Raw genomic sequence first — 24,670 nt, 5'->3', positions numbered from 1 at the left:
ATGACCGAGACCCTGACGATCACCCGACCCGACGACTGGCATCTGCATTTCCGCGATGGCGACATGCTCGTCGAGACCGTGCCGGCCACCGCCCGGGTGTTCCGCCGGGCCATCGTCATGCCCAACCTGACCCCGCCGGTGACCACCGTGGAGCAGGCCGCCGCCTACCGGGAGCGGATCCTGGAGCGGGTACCCGCCGGCAGCGGCTTCGAGCCGCTGATGGTGCTGTACCTCACCGATGTGACCCCGGTGGAGGAGGTGGCCCGCGCCGCCGCCTGCGAGTTCGTGCACGCCTTCAAGCTGTACCCGGCCGGCGCCACCACCAACTCCGACAGCGGCGTTACCGACCCGGGCCGCATCGGCCACCTCTACGAGGCCATGGAAAAGCACGATGTGCCCCTGCTGGTGCACGGCGAGGTCACCGAGGCGGAGATCGACATCTTCGACCGGGAGCGGGTGTTCATCGACCGCTACCTGAAAGAAATCCGCGAGCGCTTCCCGGCCCTGCGCATCGTGTTCGAGCACGTCACCACCGGCGAAGCAGTGGATTTCGTGCGCGAATCCGGCGACCTCACCGCCGCCACCGTTACGCCGCAGCATCTGCTGATGAACCGCAACGACCTGCTGGTGGGCGGGGTGCGCCCGCACAACTACTGCCTGCCGGTGCTCAAGCGCCGCACCCACCAGGAGCGCATTCAGCGGGCGGTGCTGGACGGCCATCCCCGCTTCTTCCTGGGCACCGACTCGGCGCCCCATGCGCGCAACAAGAAAGAAGCCGCTTGCGGCTGCGCCGGCTGCTATTCCGCGCGGGCCGCCTTGCCGTTGTACGCCAGCTTCCTGGACCGCTACGGCGCCCTGGACAAGCTGGAAGGGTTCGCCAGCCACTTCGGCGCCGACTTCTACCGGCTGCCACGCAACACCGATACCGTCACCCTGGAGCGCCGCGACTGGGCGGTGCCGGACACCGTCACCGCCGCCGGCGAGGCGATGGTGCCGTTTTGGGCCGGTCAGGCGTTGCCCTGGGCATTGCGCGGACAATGACCGCCGAGCCGATCCCCCTGGTGGTGCTGACCGGCTTTCTGGGCAGCGGCAAGACCACCCTGTTGAACCGCTGGCTGGGGGAAAGGGCGGATCTGGCGGTGATCATCAACGAGCTGGGTGATATTGGCATCGACCAGGACCTGGCCCGGCGGGGCGGCGCGCCCATCAGCCTGCTGCCCGGTGGCTGCGTGTGCTGCGCGGTGCAGGGCACCCTGCGCAGCACCCTGCGTAATCTCTACATGGCCCGCGCCGCCGGTGATCTGCCGCCTTTTTCCCTGGTGCTGCTGGAAACCACCGGCGCCGCCGACCCGTTCGGCGTGTCCGCGGTGCTGGAGCAAGACCTCTGGCTGCGCAAGCGCTACCGGTTGCGCTCGATCCTGACCACGGTGGACGCCCGGGCCGGGGCCGCCGCCCTGCGCCGGCACCCGGAGGCCCTGGAGCAGGTCACCGCCGCCGATGTGCTGTTGCTGACCAAGACCGACCAGGCCGGCGGCTCCGAATGCCAGGCGCTGGCGGAACAGCTGCGGCGGCTCAACCCCCGGGCGGAGCTGGCCCAGGCGCAGGCCGCCGGTGCCGCCTTGCTGAACCGTGAGATGCCGCGCCAGTGCCGGATCACCGGTTCCCTGGCGCCGCTGGCCAGCGGCGCCGGCCTGCTGCGCGAGCCGCCCCCGGCGACCGGTGCCGGGCACCGCCTGCATCCGGCCGGGCTTCGCTGGCGCGGCGCGATTGCCTATGATCGGCTGGAGCAGGCGCTGGCGGCGCTGCGCCGGGAAGCCGGCGACGAGCTGGTGCGTCTCAAGGGGCTGGTGGCCATCGAAAAACTGGACGGCCCCCTGCTGATCCAGGCGGTGGCCGGCGAGCCGGTGGAACTGGAGCCGTTGCCGGCCTGGCCGGATGGCGACGACGACAGCCGCCTGGTGGTGATCGCCGCCGGCGACGACCCGGCCCGGCCGGAGCGCTGGCTGGAGAGCTGGCGGCGGCGCCTGGCGCTGACGGAGGATTCGAGATGAACACAAGGACCCTTTGGCTCGGCGGCGGTCTGTGCCTGCTGCTGGCCGTTACCGCCGCCGCCGGGCCCCGGGACGGCGCCGGTCAGGCCGGCATCCTGGAACTGGCCTTGCATGGCCAGGCCCTGGTGGCGCGGCTGACCCTGCCGTCCAGCCAGGTGGTGGGCTTCGACCGGGCCCCCGCCAACGACCAGGAAAAGAAGGCGGTGAGCGATGCCCTCGCGCGCCTGGGGCAGGCCCGCTACGTGGTGGAGCCCCTGGCGGAAGCGCGCTGCAGCGTCACCCGGGAACAGGCGGAAAGCGCCCTGACCGGCGAGCAACCGACGCCGCCCACCCACTTTACCGGCCGCTACGCCTGGCACTGCGAAAACCCGAAAGCGCTGCTGGCGGTGGATATCCCGCTGCTGGAATACATCAACGGCATGCCCCTGGAAACCCTGGTAATGGGCGCCGACGGCGAGCGCTGGGAAACCGTGCGCGCGCCGCGCACCCGCATCCCCATGGGCGACCAGGATCCGGACGCCTGAGTCCGCGCCGCCGCCAGTCCCACCCCCGGAATTTTTTTCAAACAAATACCCGGAATATCCGGTCGGTTGGTTATGCTGAGGCCCATGCACACCTGGGTCACCCAATAACAAGGAGCGCCAAGTGCCCGAGCTAATGGACGATGCCTATCAGGCCGCGGATCGCATTATCGAGTTGACCGGTGGCCAGATCCGCCTGGGTCTGCCGCTAGGGCTGGGCAAGCCCAACCGGCTGGTGAACGCCCTGTATCGGCGCGTGAAGGCGGACCCGGCCCTGTCCCTGGATATTTACACCGCCCTGTCCCTGGGTCGGCCCGCCGCCGGCAGCGATCTGGAGCGGCGCTTCCTGGAACCGTTCGCCGACCGGGTATTCGGCGATTACGAAGAGCTGGATTACCTGGCGGCGGTGCGCAAGGACGCCCTGCCGGACAATATCCGCGTCTACGAATTCTTCTTCCAGCCGGGCAGCCTGCTCAACAGTGAATCCGCCCAGCGCCATTACATCAGCGTCAACTACACCCACGCCGCCCGCGACATCAATGCCCGGGGCGTCAATGTTGTGGCCCAGTTGCTGGCGGTGCGCGGCGAAGGCGACGCCCGCCGCTACAGTTTTTCCTGCAACCCGGAAGTGACCCTGGAACTGCTGCCCATGTTGCAGGCCCGCCGCGAAGCCGGCGAGACCATCGTGGCGGTGGGGCAGGTGCACCATGATCTGCCCTTCATGGAAAACGACGCGGAACTGGGTGGCTGGTACGACCAGATGGACATGGTGGTCGACGACCCCAAGGCGCAGACCCGGCTGTTCAGCACCCCCAATATGCCGGTGTGTCTGCAGGACCATTTTGTCGGCCTGCACGCCAGCACCCTGGTCCGTGACGGCGGCACCCTGCAAATCGGCATCGGCGCCCTGGGCGACGCCCTGGTGCACCACAGCCGCCGCCGCGAGCAGCACAACGACGATTACCGGGGCCTGCTCGATGCCCTGGAACTGCCCGAGGAGCACCGCGACCTGATCCACCGGGAGGGCGGCGACGGTCGTTTCGAACTGGGCCTGTACGGCTGCAGCGAGATGATGACCCACGGCCTGCTGCGACTGATCGACGACGGCATTATTCGCCGTCCGGTGTATGACTGGATCGGCCTGCAGCGGGAGTGCCTGGAGCACGCCGAGTGCAAGCCCGGCCTGGACCTGATCGACGGCCTGCTACGGCGCTGCCACATCTCCTCGCCGCTGCGCCCGGAACAGCTCAAGCAGCTCACCGATTTCGGCGTGCTGCGCTATGGCCTCACCGTGGAAGGCAACCGCCTGCGGCTACCCAACGACGACAGCGTGCCCAATGACCTGGACCACCCGGACACCCGCGAAGCGCTGGAAACCTGGCTGGGCGACAGCCTGAAAGGCGGCATCATCATGCACGGTGGCTTCTTTCTCGGCCCCCGCTCGTTCTACCAGCGGCTGCGCGAACTGGACGACGAGACCCGCCGCAAGATCAATATGACCCGGGTCAACCAGATCAACGACCTGTACGGCGGCGAGACACTGCGCATCGCCCAGCGCCGGGACGCGCGCTTTATCAACACCGCCTTCACCGTCACCCTGCTGGGCGCGGCGGTGTCCGACCAGCTCGACGACGGTCGCGTGCTCAGCGGCGTGGGTGGCCAGTACAACTTTGTCAGCCAGGCCCACGAACTGCCCGGCGCCCGCTCCATCCTGATGACCCGGGCCTGGCGCCAGCGCGGCGGCGAGGCCGCCTCCAATGTGCTGTTCTCCTACGCCCACAACACCATTCCGCGCCACCTGCGCGACATGGTGGTCACCGAATACGGCATTGCCGATCTGCGTGGCAAAAGCGATGAGGAGGTGGTCATGGCCATGCTCAACGTGGCCGACAGCCGCTTCCAGGTGGAACTGATGGAACAGGCCCAGAAAGCCGGCAAACTGCGCCACGACTACCAGATCCCGGAGCGCTTCCGCCACAACAACCCGGAATTCCTGCGCCGGGTGGCGGAGCAGGGCAGTGACGGCGCCTTCCCCACCTTCCCCCTGGGCACCGACTTTGACGACACCGAGCAGCGCCTGATGAAAGCGCTGACCTGGCTGAAGGAGACCGTGAGTCAGAAGGACTATTTCAAGCTGGCCCGGGAAGCGTTGCTGCACGACCACGACCCGGAGCAGCACGCCGACGCGCTGCAACGGATGGGCCTGGCCGAGCCGGACGGCCTGCGGGAGCGCCTTTATCAGCGGCTGCTGCTTACCGCCCTGGACGCGGATCGCGGCTAAGGCGGAATCGCGACTGAAGTCGCTCCTACAGGAGGCTTTGTAGGAGCGACTTCAGTCGCGATCCCCATCACCATCCCGTGGCGGCGGCTGGTTGCGCCGCCGGCTCGACAGCACCCGCCAGAACGGAATGCGCCGGGTTACCGCCACCATCTCGTCCACCGAATCACCGATGCCGGACAGCCGGTCCACGGTATCGCGCAGCCCGGCCAGCTGATCCACATGGGCGGAAATCCGGAACACCACCATGTAGAACTCCAGCAGCGCTCTCAGCAGCGTGGCGAAAAACAGAAACAGCAGCGGCCCGCCGACGAACAAAAAGAACACCCCGCGCCAGGCCGAGGCCATGAACGCCTCCACGCACAGATAAATCAGCCCCAGCACCATGGCCGTGAGCGCCACGCCGTACACCCCCGGGATCACCTGGATGATCATGTATTTGTCGAAGCGGAAGTTGAACAGCTCCCGCCAATACTGCATCGCCCAGAACCAGCCGCGCCGCAGGCGCTCGTTGACGGCCTCGGCCTGGGGCGGGTCGCCGTTCTCCGGTGGGGTGGGGTCTTGCCCTTGCTCGTCTACCATTTCGCGTACTGCTCCTCGACGAAGCCGTGCAGGCCTCGTACCGTCAGGGGCGCCTCGCCGGCGGCGCGGATCTCGCCGTCGAAACGCCCGAAAAGTTGATGAAAATTGCTGGCGAACAGGCCCAGATTAAGCCGCTCCCGATGGCGGCCCAGGGGCGTGAAGGTCAGCGCCACCTGGCCGCAGCGGCTGGTCACCGTCCAGGGCGCCTGCAGATCGTCCCGCTGGTACTCGAAACGCACGCCGTCCACCTTCACCAGGGTGCCGTCCAGCCACAGGCAGTTTTCGCTGACACTGGTTTCGTTGACACCGCAGGACAGGTTCAACCCCAGCCGCCGGCCGTTCACCCGGCCGGACAGGCAGGCCCAGTTCCAGAATGTTTCCCGGCGCATATAGCCGGCGGAGAAATCATGGTGCCCGCCGGCGTTGCTCAGAGCGGCCAGGTCCTGCTCCTGGTCGCCGCGCCGCAGGGTACCGTGCACGTCCACCCCGGCCACCTTGTTGGCATAGGTCCAGCCGCTGATGCCGGTGCGCGTGCACAGTGACATGGGCCGGTAGCCCGCCGGCTCCAGCAGCGCCGCCTCCAGCTGCAAATCGGGAAGCGTCACCGCCAGGCTTTTGTGGCGGCCCCGGTGATCCTGGTGGTAACCCAGGCGGATCGACACCTTGCCCTGCTGGAAGCGGCTCTCGCCTTGCAGCGGTGAGTCGCTCAGCGTCATCGCCCGGGCCAGCGGCGAGCGCCAGGTATGCTCCAGCAGCCGCCCGCTGGCGGGCTCGAACACATAGAAAAACGCCAGCCCCAGATAGGCGGTGTCCGCCAGGGCGCAGCCGATCAGCAATTGGTCGCTGACCAGCCCGAAATACTGGAACTGCTTGTAATGAAAGTGCCGCGCCCGGCGCGGCGCCGGTGAGCCCATGGGCCGCCGATAATCGTGGTCGCGGCCATTGATGCGCGCCACCGTGTCCGGAAACAGGCCGAGCCGGACCTGGCCGTCCGGCGCGATCAGCTCCGTGGGTTGCCTGTCGAAGTGCATGGAAGATTCCGATCCCTGGTCACAGCAATCCCTCAACATAGCCAGCGGTGCGGGTGCGGGCAAGCAGGCGCTTGGTTCTGTCCGACAGTTGCAAGAGAAGGGCGCGCCGGGCCGGCGCGCGCGAGTGGGGTGGGGCGCCGTTAAGGCGCCGGATCAGGAGGCGGTGCTGTCCGCGGAGCGGTGTTCCAGGGAATGGCGCACTTCCTCGGCCCACTGCAACCAGGCCCGCTGGTCGAGGATGCCCCGGCGCACCGTCAAGTAGTTGTAGACGTTGTCGTCCCGGCCACTCTCATCCAGCCGTTGCGCCAGCGCCTCGAAGGTGGCCAGCCGCTCGCGCCGCTGCTTGGCGAGAGAGTCCAACTCGGCGAGCAGCACCTGGGTATCCGCCAGGGAGCCGCCGGCCACCTTCACCATGAAGGCATCGCGGATGCGCGCCGGCCCCGCCGGCTTCTTTAACCAGCGCACCAGTTCCGTGCGTCCGGCCTCGGTGAGGCTGTATAACTTCTTATCCGGCTTCCCCTCCTGCGGCACATGGCGGTAATGCACCATGTCCTGTTCGCTCAGTTTCCCCAATTCCAGATAAATCTGCTGATGGGTGGCATTCCAAACCAGGCCGATGCTGTTAGCAAACTCCCTGGCGAGGTCATAGCCGCTGGCTTCCTGGTCTTGCAGAAGGACAAGAATGGCATGGCGCAATGACACGGCTCACTCCTCGTTGTTTCGTTATCGATAGCCTGTAATCGATAGTAGAGAGCGGCCAAAGTGCTGCGCAATCCGTTGTATACGCACTTTTGTAAAAACTTGGTGTTATTCCTTCTGCCAGCGGTACGAGCGTAAGTAATTGTTACCAGAGTGTTTTTCTTCGGTGATGAAAAAGTGGGCAAAATGATGTTGAAGTGCTAAACGGTGAAGCGGCGCACGGAGTGCGCCGGATCAATGACGTACCTGCAGATCCCGGTAGTAAAGCGCCGATTGCAGCACCTGTTCGTCGGTGAGATTGGGAATCACTTTGCCGATCACGCCGTAGCTGGCCTTGCGGGTGGTTTGCACCCCCACCGCCGCCACTTTGCGCAGAATCGGACCAAACCCCAACAGGTCAATGGGCTTGTTGAAATACCACTCCAGGGACCGATCGGTGATGGCACGCAGATAGTGCATCAGGTCGTCGCGGGTGCCCTCGAAATGGCCCGCCTGGCAGCGCTCCGCCAGCCCGTGGCCCCGGCTGGCCAGCGCCTCGTCGATGGGGAAGCCCACATACCAGAACGCATGGCGGGGCCCGGGAAAGCGAATCCCGTCCATGTATTCGGCGGCGGCCTGGTTCTGGGCCAGATCCATCTTGCGCGCGCTGCGCCCGATCACCACCCCGGAGGCCTTGGAAATGGTATCGGCGGCCAGCCCCACCAGACGCCGCTGGGTGCTGCCCAATCCGGAATAGGAGGCCGGCGTCAGAAAGAACGCGGTCAGCGCTTCATCGATAAAGGTGGTCATGATCCGCTCCACCGTGCGCGGTTCCGGCTCCCGGGCGCCGTCGCGCATACGGTGCACGAAACCATCGGTGAGCTGATGCAAACGGTCGCTGGCGCGGAAGGCGACGTAGGTCGTCGAGGTCATGGCGGTTCCTTGGTCTCGCTCAATTAGTCTCGCTAAACAGGGTGTTTCCTTTGGCATCATAAAGGCGGCGCGAGCCGTTGAAAGTTTAAAGTTGAAAGTTAAAGGAGAAAGGCCCGTGCTGAGCGGTTTAATTGCATATGCGGCAGTCGCGTCTTGTCGTATTCGCAGGGCGCGGGCACAGCCGGCCCGGGGGCACGGCCAGGTCCGCGCTTTCAACTTTTCACTTTCAACTTTCAACTCCCCCTTTGACCCTTCCTTTTCCCGCCTGAATGCCGGATCATGCGCCCCCGGATTAAGGAGCGTGCCCATGCACACGGTGGTGACGCCGGACGCGGAACAAGTCACGCGCTGGCTGGAACAGGCCAACATTCAGTTCTATATCTGCGATCAGTGCCACGGCCTGCACTTTTCCGAGCTGCAAAGCCGGGAAGGGGTGGTCGATGCCCGCCTGTTCGTGGAGGAGGACGGCTTGCTGCTCTCCACCGAGCTGGAACTGCGCCCGGCGGCGATCTTCGCCGCCCAGGCCGAGCTCAGCCGCCTGAACATGGACTATCCGTCCCTGAAGCTGTTCCTGGACATCAACGACGACGCGCTGCCGCGCATGGTCGCCTGTGACCTGCTGCTGGGCCGCCAGGGCGTGACCTTCGACCAGTTCATTTATTTCGTGCAGGCCACCCTGGACGCCACCGTGCAACTGCTGGAAGATTGCCAGCAAGCCGACTGGCTGTTCTGGCCGGACGAGGACGAAACCCCGCCGGATCCCGGTGGCGCCCTGCACTGAGGTATCGCGGCTGAAGCCGCTCCTACAGCGCATGCCTATTGCCGTAGGCGCGGCTTCAGCCGCGATGGGATGGTCTCCGGCACGACCATACAAGCGGGCCCCGGCCCCGAGGAAACGACCCTGAACAATCCGGTCGATGTGATCGACGGCCCCGGCGGCGACCGCTGCCAACGTCTGATCGATGATCTGGTGACCCACCACTACGCGGTGGCGCCGGACTATTTCCCCGCCCACCTGATCCGCGCCCTGCGCCAGGAAGCCCTGCTGCGGGACCGCCGTGGCGAGTTCCAGGCCGCCGGCATCGGCCGGGGCCGTGACCAGCACCGCAACGAACGGGTGCGCCGCGACCGCACCCTGTGGCTGGACGGCTCCACCCTGGCCCAATGCACGCTGCTCGAAGAAATGGAGCAGCTGCGGCTGGCGGTGAACCGGGCCCTGTTCCTGGGCCTGTTCGACCTGGAAGCGCACTTTGCCCTGTACGACCCGGGCGCCTTTTATCGGCGCCACCTGGACGCCTTTAATGGCAACAACGGCCGGGTGCTGTCGGCGGTGCTCTACCTGAACCGGGACTGGCGCGACGACGAAGGCGGCCGCCTGCGCATCTGGTCGGACCCGGACGCCAGCGAACCGGCCCTGGACGTGGCGCCCCGCGCCGGCACCCTGGTGTGCTTTCTCAGCGACCGCATCCCCCACGAGGTGCTCGAAGCCCAGCGTCAACGGCTCAGCATCGCCGGCTGGTTCCGCTGCAACAACAGCACCGCCATCGCCCCCGACCCGGCCCGCTGATCGCGGCTAAAGCGGAATGCCGCCCAACCGTTCCCACGGTGGGACTCGCCGTGGCTCCTGCTGATCGCGGCTGAAGCCGCTCCTACGGAAATTGTAGGAGCGGCTTCAGCCGCGATCCAGACCTTGAAAATTTCCCGCCCACCCCGAGATTACCTCCCGTGACAGCTTTAACCCGTCACGACACTGACCTTGTCCTTTCGGTCGCCTTCGGGGGCCGTTCGAGATGTATTGGAGGTAACGTGATGAACACCTTGGCACCCTTGTTTCGACATTCCGTCGGGTTTGATCGCTTCGACGACTGGCTGGAAAGCGTGCTGCGCGCCGACCAGTCCAACGGCTACCCGCCCTACGACATCATCCGCGAGCAGGACGGCACCTACCGCGTGGTCATGGCGGTGGCCGGATTCGGCCGCGATGAGCTGGACATCACCGTCCAGGAAAACCTGCTGCGCATCACCGGCAAGCCCCGGGAAGCCGCCGCCGACGGCACCCGCACCTGGCTGCACCGGGGCATCGCCCGGCGCGCCTTCGAGCGCAGCTTCCGGCTCGCCGACCATGTGCAGGTGGAAGGCGCGCGCTTCGAAGATGGCCTGCTGGTAGTGGCCCTCACCCGGGTGGTTCCGGAGTCCGCCAGACCCCGTCAGGTGCCGATCCACGGCGCCGGCGACACCGTGGACGGCGGGGCCGGCGAATAAATCGCCGCCCGGTCGGCGGGACCGGCCCGGGCGCTTGCAAAGGCCCGGGCCTTTGGCCACAATGCGCGCTCGCTGAAAGGCGAGCGATGGCCGACCCGCCGGTCCCCCCGCAACGACAAACTGTGAACCCCGCCAGGCCCGGAAGGGAGCAACGGTAGCAGTGGACTCGTGTGCCGGGGTGTGGCTGGCGGGAAGGCCTCCAATTTCCTTCCCGGTTTTTATCCTCTTGCTCAGCCCGGTTCGAACTCGGGCATCACTCGTTTCAAGAACGCGTCAAACAGCGGCACCGTGAAAGCGGTATCCCCGTGGCTCGGGCTCCAGATCATCCCTTTCTGAATAAGATTGTTGCGAATCGGCGCGAGTGACGCGGAAGTACGTCCTGCTTTGCCAGCGATTTCGCCGCTGCGATGGGGGCCTCCACCCAGTTCCGCCATGGCTCTGAGGTAACTTTTCTCCGCCGGGGTAAGCCGGTCGAAACGCACCATGAAGAAGCTCTGATCCAGCTCCGCGATGGCTTGCTCCGTGGCTTCCTCCACGTCCTGCTCCGTGATTGGGCTGGTGGTGGCCACCTTCCAGGCGCTCGAGCCCCACTCCTGAAGGAAGTAGGGGTAACCGCCGGTATGCGCAAGCACCGCGCGGAAGGCGCCGTCGGTAAACTCAACGCCTTCCTCCAGGGCGGGTTCGATAAGCGCTTGCCGTAGATCCTCTTCCCGGGTCAAAGGCCCCACCTCGGGGTAGTCGAACAGCCGTTCCGCGTAGGATTTGGCGTTGCCGGCACGCCCCCGCAATTGCGGCAGGCCGGCACCGACCATGACGATGGGTAGCTGGCGCTGGCTGCAGTGGTGAAGGGCGCTGATCAAGGCGGCGAGCTGACTTTCTTCCACATACTGAAGTTCATCGATAAAGAGGGCGATGGCGACGCCGGCCTGGCGGGCCGCCAACCCGGCCTGTTCCAGCAAGACGCCCAAATCCGCCTCCAGATCCCCGTTGTCCGCCAGCCCGGGCTCCGGCTCCCGGTCCAGGCCCACTTCGATGTCGTTGAAGGTGACCTTGAGGGAGCGGGCGAAGCCCACCAGGGCACGCAGGCCGCGGTCGGCCAGATCCTTGGCCGCCGCCACCCGGCTCAGGCTGAGCAGAACCGAGCGCAGCCGGGGAGCCAGAATGGCCGGCAGGGAGCGCCCTTCGGGCGCTTCCACGCGGATCGTCTGGTTGCCCGCCGCTTCGCAATCCAGCCGCATTCGATCGAGCAGGACGGTTTTGCCCACGCCCCGCAGGCCAACCAGGATCACGCTCTTCGCATGACGCCCTCGGCGGGCTCGCTCAATGGCCACGTGCACGCGTTCGCGCAGATCATCACGACCGGCCAGGGCTGGCGGGGGTGCGCCGGCGCCCGGCGCGTAAGGATTGCTGATGGGATTCATGTCTATAGCCAGATTAGCAAATTTATCTCTAGTCGATAATTTCCCTAAAGTACCTTGAGAATGCAAGGCGGCCGGACCCTTGTTTGCTCGATCCGCTGTCCCCCACCGGCGAGATTCGCTAGCATACGTGTTTTCCCGAAGCCCCCGAACGCCGTCCGGCTGGAGAGCGATGAGTTACCAGGTTCTAGCCCGCAAGTACCGCCCGCGCACCTTCGATGAGCTGGTCGGACAGGAGCACGTATCCCGGGCACTGACCCACGCGCTGGATCAGGATCGCCTGCATCACGCCTATCTGTTCACCGGCACCCGCGGCGTTGGCAAGACCACCATCGCGCGGATTCTGTCGCGCTGCCTCAACTGCGAGGAGGGCGTCAGCAGCCAGCCCTGCGGGGTCTGCTCCACCTGCCGGGAGATCGGTGAAGGCCGCTTCGTGGATCTGATCGAGGTGGACGCCGCCAGCCGCACCAAGGTGGAGGACACCCGCGAGCTGCTGGAAAACGTGCAGTACGCGCCCACCCGGGGCCGCTACAAGGTGTACCTGATCGATGAGGTGCACATGCTCTCGGCCCATTCCTTCAATGCGTTGCTGAAAACGCTGGAGGAACCGCCGCCGCACGTGAAATTCCTGCTCGCCACCACCGATCCGCAGAAGATGCCGGTGACCATTCTGTCCCGCTGCCTGCAGTTCAGCCTCAAGGCGCTGCCGGCGGAGCAGATCGCCGGCCATTTGAAGACGCTGCTGGAGCGGGAAATGATCCGCTTCGAGGAGCCGGCCCTGCTGGCCCTGGGCCGCGCCGCCCAGGGCTCCATGCGCGACGCCCTCAGCCTCACCGACCAGGCCATCGCCTTCGGCGGCGAGCAGCTCAGCGAGCAGGCGGTCAGCACCATGCTCGGCACCGTGGACCGGGGCCATGTGCGCACCCTGCTCAACGCCCTGGCCGGCGGCGAGGCGGCCGCCGTTCTGCGCGCCCTGGCCAGCATCGCCGAGCACGCCCCGGACGAGCTGGCGTTGCTCGACGAAGTGGTGGCGGCGCTGCACGAGCTGGCGGTGATCCAGGCCCTGGGCGGCGACGGCGCCGACGCCGACATGGTGGAACTGGCCGGGCGCTTCCAGGCGGAACAGATTCAGTTGTATTACGACGTGGCGCTGCGTGGCCGGCGCGACGTTCAGGAGGCGCCGGATGCCCGCGCCGCCCTGGAAATGAGCCTGCTGCGCATGGTGCTGTTCTCCCCGCGTGGCGTGCTGCCCGGCGGGGAGGCCCGGGGCCCGGCAAAAAAGCCTGAGCCGGCGTCCGCCGCCGGTACCACCGGCGGCGCCCCCTCCACCCTGAACGCCCCGGCGCCGGAAACGGCCCCGGAGCCGGCGCCCCAGGCCCAGGCCCCGCGGCCCACCGGCACCCCCGGTGATCTGCGTGCTCTGCTTGGCGATGATCGCTCCACCCGCCGTAAGCCGGCGCCCGCCGAACCGTCGGCCGACGCCGGGGAGGCACCCCGGGAGCCGGCACCGGCCCGCCCGGCGCCGGACAGCCCCGCCAGCGCGCCGGAGCCGTCCAGCGCCGCCGGGCAGGACACCCCGCCCTGGAACGAGGAGCCGCCGCCCTGGGACGAAGCGCCCCCGGCCATGGCCGACAGTGCCCCGGCCGTCGCCCAGACTCAGGCTCCGCCCCAGACTCAGGCCCCGGCTCCGGCCCAGACTCAGGCCCAGCCCCCCGCGCCGGCTCCCGAGGCCCGTACCGAACCGGCCGCCGACCGTGCCCCGGAGCCGCCTCCGCAGGAAACGCCGCTGCCCCTGGCGGAGCCCGAGTCCGACCAGGACGTGGGGTCCTGGTGGGCGGCCCTGGTGGAACGTCTGCCCCTGGACGGCACGGTGCGCAACCTGGCCCGCAATGCGGTGCTGGCCCAGCGCCAGGACGACCAATGGACCCTGCGGCTGGCCACCGGCCACCAGGTGCTGGTCAGCCAGGAACGCACCCAGGAGCTGGCCGGTGCGCTCAGCGACTATTTTCAGCGCCGTATCCGCCTTAACCTGGAATTCGAGGCCGACGCCGGCGACACGCCGGAGGCCCTGGAACAGGCCCGCCGCGCCGAACGGCTGGCGCAGGCCCGCCAGGCGCTGCTCGACGACCAGACCGTGCGGACGCTTATCGACCAGTTCAACGCCCGCCTGGATGAAAACAGCATCCGCCCGCGGGAGACCTGATCCCAGCCAACCGAGGTTGCCATGGATTTCGACATGAACAATCTGCTCCAGCAGGCCCAGGCCATGCAGGAGAAAATGAAGCAGGCCCAGGAAGACGTGGCCAAGGCCGAAGTCACCGGCGAGTCCGGCGCCGGCCTGGTCAAGGTGGTCATGAACGGCCGCCACGACGTGAAAAGCGTGACCATCGACGACAGCCTGATGGGCGAGGACAAGGACATGCTGGAAGACCTGCTGGCCGCCGCCGTCAATGACGCGGTGCGGCGGGTGGAACGCCAGCAGCAGGACATGATGAAAGGCATGACCGACGGCTTCCCGTTCCCGCCGGGCTTTAAACCGTGAAACACGCGCCCCTGGTGGAAGCGCTGATCGACGCCTTTACCTGCCTGCCCGGGGTCGGCCCGCGCTCCGCCCAACGCATGGCCTACGCCCTGCTGGAGCGTGGCCGCGACGACGGCCGCCAGCTGGCCGGCGCCCTGTCCGCCGCCATGGACGGGGTGCGCCACTGCCAGCGCTGCCGCAACTACGCTGAGGATGACCTGTGCCCGATCTGCCAGGACCCGCGCCGTGACGCCGGCCTGGTGTGCATCGTCGCCTCGCCGGCGGACGTGCTGGCCCTGGAGCAGTCCGGCGAATACCGGGGCCACTATTTCGTGCTGATGGGCCAGCTCTCGCCGCTGGACGGCATCGGCCCCAGGGAGCTGGGGCTGGACGTGCTTGAGCAGCGCCTCAACCAAGGCCAGATCCAGGAACTGATCCTGGCCACCGGCACCACCGTGGAAGGCGAGGCCACCGCCCACTATGTGCTGGACCTGGCCCGCGAAGCCGGCGTCAGCGTCTCGCGCATCGCCCAGGGCGTGCCCATGGGCGGCGACCTGGAATTCGTGGACGGCGCCACCCTGGCCCAGGCACTGCGAGGCCGCCGCCCGTTTTCTAACTAAGGGACGCAGGAGGCGGGACGCATCCTGAACCGCCCCGTAAGGGGCCAAGGAGAAGTAATGAAAACCATTCTGGTCACCGGCGGCGCCGGCTATATCGGTTCCCACACGGTGCTGCGGCTGCTTGAGGAAGGCCGCCCGGTGCTGGTGCTCGACAACCTGGCCAACAGCAGCCGCGAATCCCTGCGCCGGGTGGAACGCATCACCGGCCGCACCCTGACCTTCGTCGAAGGCGACGTCCGCGACGGCGCCTTGCTCGACCGCCTGTTCGCCGAGCACGACATCGGCGCCGTGATCCACTTCGCCGGCCTCAAGGCGGTGGGCGAATCGGTGGCCGAGCCGCTGCGCTACTACGACTGCAACGTGGGCGGCTCCCTGTGCCTGTTCGAGGCCATGGACCGGGCCGGCGTACGCACCCTGGTGTTCAGCTCCTCCGCCACCGTCTATGGCGACCCGGCCACGGTGCCGATCCGCGAGGACTCTCCGCTCAGCGCCACCAACCCCTACGGCGCCACCAAGCTGCACATCGAGGACATGCTGCGTGACCTGCATCGCAGCAACCCGCAATGGCGCATCGCGCTGCTGCGCTATTTCAACCCGGTGGGCGCCCACGAAAGCGGCCTGATCGGCGAGGACCCCAGCGACACCCCCAACAACCTGATGCCCTACGTGGCCCAGGTGGCGGTGGGCAAACGCCAGCAACTGAGTGTGTTCGGCGGCGACTACCCGACCCCGGACGGCACCGGCGTGCGCGACTACATCCATGTCATGGATCTGGCCCAGGGCCACCTGGCGGCCCTGGACGCCCTGATCGGGCAGGGCGGCCTGATCACCACCAACCTGGGCACCGGCCGGGGCTACAGCGTGCTGGAAATGATCCGCGCCTTCGAAAAAGCCAGCGGCCGCCCGGTTCCCCATACGGTGGTGGATCGTCGCCCCGGCGACGTGGCGACGTGCTACGCCGACCCGGCCCACGCCGAGCGCGTGCTGGGCTGGCGCGCGCAACGGGGCATCGACGCCATGTGCGCGGATCATTGGCGTTGGCAGGAGCAGAATCCCGGCGGCTACCGCTGACCCTCCGGTCATCTGCGAAACGCTTCGTAAAAATTCGCTAACCGCCCCGGCGGTCGCGCCCATTTGCGACCTCTTACCGATTTCCCGTCCGGCATCGTGATAGCTTCCCTTCACGTTTTTTTGCCGGAACAACTATGGCGGAAAGCTTTTCCTCATCGTTTCCCCCGTCGTCGGAATCACACCGGCGGCTTGCCCCCCAGGACGCCTTTCAATGGGCCTTCGACGCCATGGCCGAGCGCCGCTGGCGGCAGGCCGCCGGTCGCTGGGCCACCCTACGCGTGGTCTATCCGGAACACCCTCCGGTATGGATCCAGGCGGCGGTGGCCCTGCGCGAACTGGGCAGCCACGGCGAAGCGCTAAGCCTGCTGAGCGAAGCCCGGGCCCGCTTCCCGGACCACCCGGGCGGCTGGGTGCAGGGCGCCAACACCGCCCTGGCCGAGGGCGATGTCGCCCTGGCGGGCCAGCTGCTGGACGAGGCCCGGGCCCGTTTTCCCCAGGACCCGCCGGTGTGGATACGCAGTGCCCACCTGGCCCAGGCCACCGGCGACCCGGAACGGGCGCTGCACTACAACCAACATGCCCGCGACACCTTTCCGGACTGGGCCCCGGCCTTCGACCAGCACGCGGAACTGGCCATGGCCGCCGGCGACTGGGACAGCGCCCGGCAACGCTGGGCGGAGGTGCGCCGCCGCTTCCCCGATCACCCGGCCGGCTACCGCCGCGCCGCCATGGTGGAGGAACAACAGGGCCGCCCCCGGGAAGCACGCCGCCTGCGGCTGGCCGAGGAGCATGGCATTGACTGGCTGGAAGAGGGCGATCGCGCCGACACGGTGGCGGTGGCGCCGCCGCGCCGCCGGGACTGGCGTAACTTTGTCGACCTGGTATGGACCAAAGCCCGCCTCAATTTAAAAGCCGAAGCCAACCGCAACCACCTCCGTTACCTGTGGTGGGTGATCGACCCGCTGCTGTATATGGCGGTGTTCTACGTGGTGTTCGGGCTGCTGCTGCACCGGGGCGGCGAGGGGTTCGTGGCCTACCTGCTCACCGGCCTGGTGCCGTTCCAGTGGTTCGCCAAAACCGTGCAGCACGCCTCCAACACCATTGTCGAAGGGCGTGGCCTGATGAACCAGGTACGTATCTCGCCGCTGTTTTTCCCGCTGGTGGCGGTGGTGCAGAACGCCGGCAAGCAGACCCTGGTGTTCCTGATGCTGGCGATTTTCCTGGTCGTTTATGGCCTGCCGCCCACCGTGCACTGGCTGGCGCTGATCCCGGTGGTAACGGTGCAGTTGCTGCTGATGGCGGTGGTCGGCTGCGCCCTGGCGATGATCATTCCGTTCGTCCGCGACCTGATCAACCTGGTGCCCACCGGCCTGCAATTCCTGCTGTTCTGCAGCGGCGTGTTCTACACCCTCGACACCATTCCCGAGCGCTGGCGTGACCTGTTCATGGCCAACCCCATGGCCAACCTGCTGCACCAGTACCGGCGGATTTTGCTGGAACACCAATGGCCGGAGTGGTCGCAAATGGGCTGGCTGGCACTGGGCTGTCTGCTTGGCCTGGGCGTTTTGATCCTGGCCTACCGGCGACTGGAAGGGGTGTTTCCCCGGGTGGTGGTGGAATGAACGGGCGGGTGATTCTGTCAGCCCGTAATCTGGGTGTGCGCTACAAACGGCGCGGTGGCCTGTTCCGTCCGGCCCGCTATCACCAGGCGTTTAGCGGGCTGACGTTTGACCTGTACCAGGGCGAAACACTGGCGCTGATAGGCCGTAACGGCGCCGGTAAGTCCACCTTGCTCAAGGTGCTGGCCGGGATTCTTCGTCCCGACCAAGGGTGCCTGATCAATCATGGCGTCACCGTGTCATTGCTCAGCCTGCAGGCCGGCTTTGATCCGGAGTTGCCGGGCACCGACAACGCGGTGCTGAGTGCCATGCTGCTTGGGTATAGCCGGGCGCAGGCGCGCGCCTGTCTGCACCGGATCGCGGCGTTCAGTGAGTTGGGTTCATTTATGGACGAGCCGGTGAAAACCTATTCCTCCGGCATGCGCGCCCGTCTGGGTTTCTCCGTGGCCATGTTCCTGTCGCCGGATGTGCTGCTGATCGATGAGGCCCTCACCGTGGGCGATCGGTCATTCCGCGAAAAGGCCGAGCGCGAGATGAGCAAGAAGATACATTCCCTGCAGACCGTGGTGCTGGTGTCCCATTCCGAAAGCCAGGTGGACAAGTTGGCCGACCGGGTCATTGATCTCGACCAACCGGGGGGCGCGCATGTTCTTTAACCTGGGGCGCCGTCGCCCAGGGCTCTATCTCCATATCGGCCAGCCCAAATCCGGAACCACCTCTTTACAGGACTTTCTGTCTCTCGAAAGAGAGCAGCTCCGTGAGCAAGGCTTTCTCTATCCCCGTCTGAGTCAGGTCGAAAACGAGAACGCCCACCATGCGCTGTCCTATGATGTTCGTGAGGAAACGGTGCCCGGGCTGCGCATGACCCCCCATGATCCTTCCCGGAACGCCCGGGTTTGGGAGCAGCTTGCCCGGGCCGTGCGTCACACTGCCTGCCCCACGGTGATCCTCAGTTCCGAGGACTTTTACTTTCTTGATGACAACGGCGCCCGTCGCCGCTCCGCCGTGGCGCTACTGGCGAACCGTCTGAAGCCGCTTTTTTCTTCGGTGACCGTGGTGGCGTACCTGCGTCGTCAGGATGAGCATGTGGAGTCCTGGTGCAACGAACTGGTGAAATACGGCTTCCGGCGCAATACCCACGACATCGCCACCCTGGCGGAGAGCTTGCCGGCCTGCCATAGCGACTACCACATGCTCAGGCAATTGTGGGTGCGTAGCTTCGGCGAGGACGCGGTGGTGTTTCGCGCCTTCCGGCGTGACCGCTTGAAGAACGGCAGCATAGTGGACGACTTCTGTGAGTTGGTCGGCTACCAGCCGTCATCCCGGTTGGCGGATTTTTCCCATCGTAATCTCAGACTGACCCGCCTGGGGTTCGAAGTGACGCGGCATCTGAATCGCTTTGAGCATTCCCTTCCGGTGCACCGCCGCGCGGTGGACTTGATCCGCGAGCTGGCGGTGGAACCCCCAGGAGATCCCGGCGCCGAGGCCCCGTTTGAGTATTTCCGCGAGCCCCTGCGCGACAAATGGCGCCGGTCCAACCGGGCCCTGCGCCTGGATTTTTCAGACCCGTTGCTTGAGCAGCGCGAGACGCAAGTGCGCCCCTATTGTCTCTGGCAACCCCCGGACCTGGAAGCACTACGGCAAGCCGCCTTGCGCGCGGCGCTTGAGGACGACCGCTGCGCGGCGGCCGCCGGTGCGCTGGTGGCGGCCGCCATTGATGTGATGAGGACTGAATATCATGCCCTTTGATGTGCACGACTGCCTGCTCCCCGACGGTCAGCTCTGCGCGGAGTTGGACCTGTACGTCCGCCTGCGTGGCCAGGCGAATTACGCATTCAGTGAGCGCACCTTGCATCTGGATGTGGGTGGCAGTGCCCGATTCAATACCTACTTTGGTGCCTTCAGCCTCCGTAAATGGCAACGCCATACGGATCTGAAACAGCTGCGGCTTTGCCTGGACATGGACGGCGAAGCGCTGCTGCGGGTGTGGGGCGTTAATGACCAGGGTGGCGAGGCCCTGGTGAAGGAATGGCGCGCCAACGGTGACAGCCTGGCCGACGATGGGTTCGTGATCAGCGAGGAGCTCGCCACCATGGACCACGCCTCGCTCTATGTGGAGATCGTGGCGCTAACGCCGACCCGGGTGCACACCGTCTCGTTCGCCACCGACCAGGAAGTGTCCCGCACCGTGGGCCTGGCGATTGTCATCACCACCTTCAATCGCTTCGAGGACATTGCCGTCACCGCCCGGCGGCTGGAGCATTTTCTGGATCAGGCGAACCGGAAGGGCGTGCGGATAAAGGCGTTCATTATCAATAATGGCGACGCCATCGATGCCCGGGAAACCGAACATCTGGAGGTCATTGAGAATCGTAACCTGGGTGGCGCCGGCGGCTTCGCCCGGGGCCTGTCCGAGGTTCGCGCACTGCCGGGCTTCACCCATTGTCTGTTCATGGACGACGACGCCGCCTGTGAGGTTACCGCGCTGGAACGGGCCCATGCTTTCCTTTCCTATTCCCGGGATGCGTCCTTGAGCATAGCCGGCGCCATGCTCAAGAAAGAGCGCATGTTCGTTCAACATGAGGCCGGAGCCGCCTTCGACGGTCTGGTCCGACCCCTGAATGGCGGCCGGGACCTGCGCGACTATACCCAGGTATTGGCAAACGAGGAGCCGGTTCATATCAATTACGGTGCCTGGTGGTTTTTCCTTTTCCCCACCAGCAAGGTGCGCCGCTTTCCGTTCCCTTTCTTCGTGCGTGGCGACGATATCGAATTCTCCCTGAGCCATGATTTCCGCATCATCACGCTCAACGGCGTGGCCACCTGGCAGGAAGATTTCGCCGCCAAGTCGGGTCCCATGGTCACCTACCTGTCCACCCGCTCGACGCTGGTCACCGCGTTGCTGCACGGCGGTTGGGGGAGGGTGATGCTGTGGTTCGCCGCCTCCGCGATGAAGTCCGCTTTCGGCCTGTGTTACGACCGCACCATGGCGCAATGTCAGGCGGCCACTGATGTGTTGGCTGGTCCAGCGTTCTGGGCCGAGCATATCGACCTAAGCGAACGGCGCGCGCGGCTTAAGGCCAACACCCGGTACGAGCACCCGGTCAGCGAGAGCGCGGAGCGCTTTCTCGACGACTTTCAGTTCCATGCCCCGGAAGGCCGTCTGGCACGTCTGTTCAGAATGATGACTTTGAATGGGCATCTTCTGCCGGCCCACCTGTTCAAGCGCATGGACACCGTATCGGTGGATTTCGCACTCTCGCCCTTCACCCGCGTTGCCTTCCTGCGGCGGGCGGTGCTCTACAAAAGCGGTGGCCGGCCAATTTTTCTGGCGCGCCACGATAAGCGCTATTTCTTCACGGTGGCGTGGCGGGCGGCTCGCCTCTGGCTAGCACTACTACTGCAAGGACCACGCCTGCGCCGAGCCTATCGCCGCGCCCATGGAGATCTCACCAGTGAAGTTTTCTGGAAGCATCAATTCGGTGAATAGAAAGGGAGCTTGATCAGTCATGAATATCCTGATGGTAGGCGCCGGGTTCTCCTGCGCGGTGATCGGCCGGGAGCTGGCCCGGGCCGGCCACGAGGTGACGATACTGGAACAACGGGGCCACATCGCCGGCAATTGCCACACCGAGCGGGACCCGGACACCGGCGTGATGGTGCACGTCTACGGGCCGCACATCTTCCATACCGACGACCAGGAAGTGTGGGACTACGTGCGCCATTTCTCCGCCTTCAAGCCCTACGAGAACCGGGTCAAAAGCACCGTGGGCGGCAGTGTCTACTCGTTGCCGATCAACCTGCACACCATCAACCAGTTTTTCGGCAAAACGCTGCGGCCGGAACAAGCCCGGGCCTTTATCGAATCCAAGGCCGCCACTCATATTGACGACCCGCAGACCTTCGAGGAGCAGGGCTTGCGCTTCGTCGGCCCGGAACTCTATGAGGCGTTTTTCCACGGCTACACCACCAAGCAATGGGGTTGCCACCCCTCGGCGTTGCCGGCCAGCATCCTCAAGCGCCTGCCGGTGCGCTTCAACTACAACGACAATTATTTCTTCCACCGTTTTCAAGGCATGCCGGAACACGGCTACACCGCGCTGGTGCAGGGCATCCTTGATCACCCGGGCATCCAGGTACGCCTGAACACGCCGTTCCAGGCGGCCATGGCCCGGGACTATGACCATGTGTTCTATTCCGGACCGCTGGACGGTTACTTCGACTACAGCGAGGGCCGGCTCGGCTACCGCACCCTGGACTTCGAGCGCTTCACTCATGATGGCGACTACCAGGGCTGCGCGGTGATGAACTACGGCGACGAATCGGTGCCGTACACACGGATCACCGAGCACAAGCATTTCTCGCCCTGGGAAACCCACCAGGGCAGCGTTTGCTATAAGGAATTCAGCCGCGCCTGCGGGCCGGACGATATCCCTTACTATCCGATCCGTCTGGTGGACGAGAAGGCGATGCTGGCGCGTTATGTGGAAAAAGCGGAACGCACCGCGGGGGTTACCTTCGTGGGCCGCCTGGGTACCTACCGTTACCTGGATATGGACGTGACCATCCGCGAGGCCCTGGACGTGGCGCGCGGTTTTCTTGAGCACCGTAGCCAGGGCCGGCCGGTGCCGGCCTTCTTCAAGACGCCGCTGTGACCAGCACCATGGCCGAAGGCGCGCGCCTGGTGGCGGTGGTGGTGACCTACAACCGCCTGGCCCATCTCAAGACCTGCCTGGCCGCCCTGCGCACACAGGAGTGCGATGCCATCGTGGTGGTGGATAACCGCTCCACCGACGGTACCGGGCCGTGGCTGGCGCGGCAGCAGGCCGCCGATGGGCGTCTGGATGTGCTGACCATGGAGCGGAACCTGGGTGGTGCCGGTGGCTTCGAGGCGGGCTTTCGCCATGCTTGTGCCCGCTACCGGCCGGAGTGGCTGGTGTGCTTCGACGACGATGCCTGGCCCCAGCCCGGCGCCTTCCGTGCCTTTCTGGACTCGGACCTGGACGGCATCGACGCGGCGGCGGCGGCGGTGTATTTCCCGGACGGCAAAGTCTGCGAAATGAATCGCCCGGGGCTGAACCCGTTCTGGCACCCGCGGCGATTCCTGAAGACCGTGCTGGGCCAGGGGCGCCGTGGCTTCCATCTGGACGACGCGGACTACCGCGCCACCGGGCCCGTCGACATTGACTCCACTTCCTTCGTCGGATTCTTTGTGCGCGGCGCCATGGTGGACCGGGTGGGGCTGCCGGAAGGGCGCCTGTTCATCTATGGGGATGACGTGCTCTATGCGCTCAACGTGCGCCGCCAAGGCGGCCGTATCGCGTTTCTGCCCTGGGTGTGTTTTACCCACGACTGCGCCACCTTCTCCACCCATGAGAAGACCTTCGAGCCGCTCTGGAAAGCCTATTACACCTACCGCAATGGTCTGCGCGTCTATCACACCGCCGCCGGGCCGCTGTTCTGGCTGTTTCTGCCCTTGAAGGTGGCGCGCTGGCTGCTCAACGCCCGCCACTACCCCAATGCGCGCCCCTATCTGCGGCTCACCTGGGCGGCGCTCAGCGATGCCGCCAGGGGCCGCTATGACCGGCCCCACGACTCGGTGATGAAAATGGCGCGCGGCGACGGCTGATCAGCGCGCGCCAAACCCGGTGACCATGGTGTGCAGAGTTTTCATCACGATCAGAAGATCCAGCACCGGCCCCAGGTGCTTGATGTAGTAGAAGTCGTGTTCCACTTTCTTGCGCGTGTCCACCACGTCGCAGGCGTAGCCCTGCTGCACCTGGGCCCAGCCGGTGATGCCGGGCTTAATCATGTGCCGATAGCTGTAGAACGGCACCGCCCGGTCGAACGACCGCGCAAAACGGGGTTGCTCCGGCCGCGGGCCGATCAGACTCATGTCGCCCTTCAGCACGTTCCAGAGCTGCGGCAGTTCGTCCAGCCGGCTGCGTCGTATCAGGCGGCCCAGCGGCGTGATGCGATGCTCTTCCTGATCGGCGAAGCGTGGCCGGTCACTTTCATCGCCGTCCGGCAGGCGCATGGAGCGGAACTTCAGCATGCGGAAGTTCCTGTTGTCGGCGCCCACCCGGTCCTGAATAAACAGCGCCGGCCCCGGTGACTCCAGCCGGATCGCCAGCGCCACCAGTGCCAGTAGCGGGAGTGCCACCGGCAGCAGCAGCAAGGTGCCGGCCACGTCCAAAAGCCGCTTGCCGAGCAGGTACAGCGGGTTTGGCTTCAGCGCGCGCAGATCGGACCGGTTGATCCCGTCCAGATCGACACTGCCTTCCAGGGATTCGTTCAGGTACTTGCCGCTCAACACCGGAATATCGCGCCCCTTCTGGCGCTCGATAAACCGCAGCCACTCGTCGCTGAGCGGCGCCTTCATATCCACCACCAGGGCGTCGAAGCGGCGCCGGTCCCGGGGACTCTTCAAGGTCAGGAAGCGAGCGAAGTCCCGGCAATTCCCGGGCTCGGTCAGATCGCCGCCCGGCACCAGAGCGAACTTGGTGTAACGGAAGCGGGCCTTCAACAACACCGCCACCACCTGCGCGCCCATCAGCAAGGCAAAGCCGATAAACAGCGGCTTGCGGGCATAGCCCAACCGCAAGGTGACAATCGCCAGCAGTGTGACCGCGATGGTGCCGGCGGTGACCGCCAGCTGATAGGCGATCAGATTGCCACCCGGATATTGCGACAACGATCGGGACAGCAGCGCGTTGACCAGGAACGCGCCAGCAAGAAGTCCCAGCGTCAGCTGTTGATGGGGCGCCGCCGGCGAATGCCAGTAGCCATAGCCGAGATAGAACGGCACCAGTGCCACCAGCAGCAACGAAAGCACACGGCCCAGTGGCGTGTTAAGAAGAATTCGTTCGTACCAGCGCCGATGTCGCGTCGGCTCGAATTCCAGAAAGTTCTGCGATGGGGTTGATATTACGGCGCCATCATTGGGCATACCCAATCCCTCGATGTCATGCATCCGGTTCCATTGGAAGGGGGAACCGGGCCATCACTGGCGTGGTTGACAGGGGAGTCTAATGGCTTCGAGCGGGGTGAAAGCGGGTGTGTTGCGGGGTTTGTGAACGGTTACT

Annotated in this window: 23 protein-coding genes and 1 other RNA gene; 18 read left to right on the top strand and 6 right to left on the bottom strand. The window is 65.8% G+C overall.

What is annotated here, in order from left to right; genetic code table 11:
* From pyrC to FGS76_RS05960, 4 genes are all read left to right on the top strand, one after another.
* Entirely contained in the window at positions 1-1,041 is a 1,041-nt protein-coding gene (gene pyrC / locus FGS76_RS05975; protein ID WP_138771716.1) for a dihydroorotase, read from the top strand.
* On the top strand, positions 1,038-2,051 hold the full coding sequence (locus tag FGS76_RS05970) for a CobW family GTP-binding protein (protein WP_138771715.1): 1,014 nt from the start codon (positions 1,038-1,040) through the stop codon (positions 2,049-2,051). The genes pyrC and FGS76_RS05970 overlap by 4 nt, the downstream gene beginning before the upstream one ends.
* Positions 2,048-2,575: a ZrgA family zinc uptake protein gene (locus tag FGS76_RS05965; protein WP_138771714.1), complete on the top strand. Its 528-nt coding sequence runs from the start codon at positions 2,048-2,050 to the stop codon at positions 2,573-2,575. The genes FGS76_RS05970 and FGS76_RS05965 overlap by 4 nt, the downstream gene beginning before the upstream one ends.
* 121 nt (positions 2,576-2,696) lie before the next feature.
* Positions 2,697-4,853, top strand: a complete 2,157-nt coding sequence (locus FGS76_RS05960; protein WP_240692438.1) for an acetyl-CoA hydrolase/transferase C-terminal domain-containing protein — start codon at positions 2,697-2,699, stop codon at positions 4,851-4,853.
* Between the two features lie 51 nt (positions 4,854-4,904).
* Here the strand turns inward: FGS76_RS05960 and FGS76_RS05955 are convergent, their stop codons facing one another.
* The 4 genes from FGS76_RS05955 to FGS76_RS05940 form a co-directional block, all read right to left on the bottom strand.
* Positions 4,905-5,432, bottom strand: a complete 528-nt coding sequence (locus FGS76_RS05955; protein ID WP_138771713.1) for a DUF4282 domain-containing protein — start codon at positions 5,430-5,432, stop codon at positions 4,905-4,907.
* Positions 5,426-6,463, bottom strand: a complete 1,038-nt coding sequence (locus FGS76_RS05950) for a DUF2804 domain-containing protein (protein WP_138771712.1) — start codon at positions 6,461-6,463, stop codon at positions 5,426-5,428. The genes FGS76_RS05955 and FGS76_RS05950 overlap by 7 nt, the downstream gene beginning before the upstream one ends.
* Before the next feature lie 153 nt (positions 6,464-6,616).
* A complete protein-coding gene (locus FGS76_RS05945; protein WP_138771711.1) occupies positions 6,617-7,165 on the bottom strand; it encodes a PadR family transcriptional regulator in 549 nt (182 codons plus the stop codon).
* A gap of 231 nt (positions 7,166-7,396) precedes the next feature.
* On the bottom strand, positions 7,397-8,074 hold the full coding sequence (locus FGS76_RS05940; protein ID WP_138771710.1) for a hypothetical protein: 678 nt from the start codon (positions 8,072-8,074) through the stop codon (positions 7,397-7,399).
* 307 nt (positions 8,075-8,381) lie between these two features.
* On the opposite strand from FGS76_RS05940, the gene FGS76_RS05935 reads away from it, so the two are divergent.
* The 4 genes from FGS76_RS05935 (at position 8,382) to ffs (ending at position 10,529) form a co-directional block, all read left to right on the top strand.
* Positions 8,382-8,855, top strand: coding sequence for a YbjN domain-containing protein (locus FGS76_RS05935; protein WP_138771709.1), 474 nt, complete (start codon positions 8,382-8,384; stop codon positions 8,853-8,855).
* Between the two features lie 69 nt (positions 8,856-8,924).
* A complete protein-coding gene (locus FGS76_RS05930) occupies positions 8,925-9,641 on the top strand; it encodes a 2OG-Fe(II) oxygenase (protein ID WP_138771708.1) in 717 nt (238 codons plus the stop codon).
* Between the two features lie 242 nt (positions 9,642-9,883).
* Complete coding sequence (locus tag FGS76_RS05925; protein ID WP_138771707.1) at positions 9,884-10,336, top strand: Hsp20 family protein; 453 nt, start codon at positions 9,884-9,886, stop codon at positions 10,334-10,336.
* A 96-nt stretch (positions 10,337-10,432) separates the two neighbouring features.
* Positions 10,433-10,529, top strand: an RNA gene (ffs, locus tag FGS76_RS05920) — signal recognition particle sRNA small type.
* 37 nt (positions 10,530-10,566) lie between these two features.
* Here the strand turns inward: ffs and FGS76_RS05915 are convergent.
* Positions 10,567-11,757, bottom strand: coding sequence for an AAA family ATPase (locus FGS76_RS05915; RefSeq protein WP_138771706.1), 1,191 nt, complete (start codon positions 11,755-11,757; stop codon positions 10,567-10,569).
* A gap of 169 nt (positions 11,758-11,926) precedes the next feature.
* Here FGS76_RS05915 and dnaX point away from each other — a divergent pair, with 169 nt between their 5' ends.
* The 10 genes from dnaX to FGS76_RS05865 all read left to right on the top strand — a co-directional run bounded on the left by dnaX (position 11,927) and on the right by FGS76_RS05865 (position 23,214).
* On the top strand, positions 11,927-13,957 hold the full coding sequence (dnaX, locus tag FGS76_RS05910; RefSeq protein ID WP_138771705.1) for a DNA polymerase III subunit gamma/tau: 2,031 nt from the start codon (positions 11,927-11,929) through the stop codon (positions 13,955-13,957).
* Between the two features lie 21 nt (positions 13,958-13,978).
* A complete protein-coding gene (locus FGS76_RS05905) occupies positions 13,979-14,296 on the top strand; it encodes a YbaB/EbfC family nucleoid-associated protein (protein ID WP_138771704.1) in 318 nt (105 codons plus the stop codon).
* A complete protein-coding gene (gene recR, locus FGS76_RS05900; protein ID WP_138771703.1) occupies positions 14,293-14,895 on the top strand; it encodes a recombination mediator RecR in 603 nt (200 codons plus the stop codon). Before FGS76_RS05905 ends, recR begins: the two co-directional genes overlap by 4 nt.
* A gap of 57 nt (positions 14,896-14,952) precedes the next feature.
* On the top strand, positions 14,953-15,966 hold the full coding sequence (gene galE / locus FGS76_RS05895) for a UDP-glucose 4-epimerase GalE (RefSeq protein WP_138771702.1): 1,014 nt from the start codon (positions 14,953-14,955) through the stop codon (positions 15,964-15,966).
* A 134-nt stretch (positions 15,967-16,100) separates the two neighbouring features.
* Positions 16,101-17,588 carry a tetratricopeptide repeat protein gene (locus tag FGS76_RS05890; RefSeq protein ID WP_240692437.1) on the top strand — a complete coding sequence of 496 codons (1,488 nt, stop codon included), beginning with the start codon at positions 16,101-16,103 and terminating at the stop codon, positions 17,586-17,588.
* Positions 17,471-18,241 (top strand): ABC transporter ATP-binding protein, encoded by a 771-nt coding sequence (locus tag FGS76_RS05885; protein WP_420837409.1) that lies wholly within the window; start codon positions 17,471-17,473, stop codon positions 18,239-18,241. The genes FGS76_RS05890 and FGS76_RS05885 overlap by 118 nt, the downstream gene beginning before the upstream one ends.
* Entirely contained in the window at positions 18,231-19,334 is a 1,104-nt protein-coding gene (locus tag FGS76_RS05880; RefSeq protein ID WP_138771700.1) for a hypothetical protein, read from the top strand. Before FGS76_RS05885 ends, FGS76_RS05880 begins: the two co-directional genes overlap by 11 nt.
* On the top strand, positions 19,324-21,075 hold the full coding sequence (locus FGS76_RS05875) for a glycosyltransferase family 2 protein (RefSeq protein WP_138771699.1): 1,752 nt from the start codon (positions 19,324-19,326) through the stop codon (positions 21,073-21,075). Before FGS76_RS05880 ends, FGS76_RS05875 begins: the two co-directional genes overlap by 11 nt.
* 19 nt (positions 21,076-21,094) lie before the next feature.
* Positions 21,095-22,240 carry a UDP-galactopyranose/dTDP-fucopyranose mutase family protein gene (locus FGS76_RS05870; RefSeq protein WP_138771698.1) on the top strand — a complete coding sequence of 382 codons (1,146 nt, stop codon included), beginning with the start codon at positions 21,095-21,097 and terminating at the stop codon, positions 22,238-22,240.
* Positions 22,237-23,214, top strand: coding sequence for a glycosyltransferase (locus FGS76_RS05865; RefSeq protein WP_138771697.1), 978 nt, complete (start codon positions 22,237-22,239; stop codon positions 23,212-23,214). The genes FGS76_RS05870 and FGS76_RS05865 overlap by 4 nt, the downstream gene beginning before the upstream one ends.
* Here FGS76_RS05865 and FGS76_RS05860 read toward each other — a convergent pair whose 3' ends face one another.
* On the bottom strand, positions 23,215-24,534 hold the full coding sequence (locus FGS76_RS05860; protein ID WP_170214412.1) for a sugar transferase: 1,320 nt from the start codon (positions 24,532-24,534) through the stop codon (positions 23,215-23,217). It lies immediately after the preceding gene.
* Positions 24,535-24,670: the final 136 nt, after the last annotated feature.

Source organism: Alloalcanivorax gelatiniphagus (assembly GCF_005938655.1).
Lineage (GTDB): Bacteria > Pseudomonadota > Gammaproteobacteria > Pseudomonadales > Alcanivoracaceae > Alloalcanivorax > Alloalcanivorax gelatiniphagus.
Note: the sequence above shows the minus strand (reverse complement) of the source record. Positions and strands in the feature narration are given on the sequence as shown.

Coding starts and splice junctions, on each gene's coding strand:
- FGS76_RS05885 (WP_420837409.1), top strand. CDS start 17,471: ATGGCCGGAGTGGTCGCAAATGGGCTGGCTGGCACTGGGCTGTCTGCT.
- galE (WP_138771702.1), top strand. CDS start 14,953: ATGAAAACCATTCTGGTCACCGGCGGCGCCGGCTATATCGGTTCCCAC.
- FGS76_RS05890 (WP_240692437.1), top strand. CDS start 16,101: ATGGCGGAAAGCTTTTCCTCATCGTTTCCCCCGTCGTCGGAATCACAC.
- FGS76_RS05870 (WP_138771698.1), top strand. CDS start 21,095: ATGAATATCCTGATGGTAGGCGCCGGGTTCTCCTGCGCGGTGATCGGC.
- FGS76_RS05930 (WP_138771708.1), top strand. CDS start 8,925: ATGGTCTCCGGCACGACCATACAAGCGGGCCCCGGCCCCGAGGAAACG.
- FGS76_RS05915 (WP_138771706.1), bottom strand. CDS start 11,757: ATGAATCCCATCAGCAATCCTTACGCGCCGGGCGCCGGCGCACCCCCG.
- FGS76_RS05970 (WP_138771715.1), top strand. CDS start 1,038: ATGACCGCCGAGCCGATCCCCCTGGTGGTGCTGACCGGCTTTCTGGGC.
- FGS76_RS05880 (WP_138771700.1), top strand. CDS start 18,231: ATGTTCTTTAACCTGGGGCGCCGTCGCCCAGGGCTCTATCTCCATATC.
- FGS76_RS05955 (WP_138771713.1), bottom strand. CDS start 5,432: ATGGTAGACGAGCAAGGGCAAGACCCCACCCCACCGGAGAACGGCGAC.
- FGS76_RS05935 (WP_138771709.1), top strand. CDS start 8,382: ATGCACACGGTGGTGACGCCGGACGCGGAACAAGTCACGCGCTGGCTG.
- dnaX (WP_138771705.1), top strand. CDS start 11,927: ATGAGTTACCAGGTTCTAGCCCGCAAGTACCGCCCGCGCACCTTCGAT.
- FGS76_RS05965 (WP_138771714.1), top strand. CDS start 2,048: ATGAACACAAGGACCCTTTGGCTCGGCGGCGGTCTGTGCCTGCTGCTG.
- FGS76_RS05905 (WP_138771704.1), top strand. CDS start 13,979: ATGGATTTCGACATGAACAATCTGCTCCAGCAGGCCCAGGCCATGCAG.
- FGS76_RS05940 (WP_138771710.1), bottom strand. CDS start 8,074: ATGACCTCGACGACCTACGTCGCCTTCCGCGCCAGCGACCGTTTGCAT.
- FGS76_RS05950 (WP_138771712.1), bottom strand. CDS start 6,463: ATGCACTTCGACAGGCAACCCACGGAGCTGATCGCGCCGGACGGCCAG.
- FGS76_RS05860 (WP_170214412.1), bottom strand. CDS start 24,534: ATGCCCAATGATGGCGCCGTAATATCAACCCCATCGCAGAACTTTCTG.
- pyrC (WP_138771716.1), top strand. CDS start 1: ATGACCGAGACCCTGACGATCACCCGACCCGACGACTGGCATCTGCAT.
- FGS76_RS05925 (WP_138771707.1), top strand. CDS start 9,884: ATGAACACCTTGGCACCCTTGTTTCGACATTCCGTCGGGTTTGATCGC.
- FGS76_RS05875 (WP_138771699.1), top strand. CDS start 19,324: ATGCCCTTTGATGTGCACGACTGCCTGCTCCCCGACGGTCAGCTCTGC.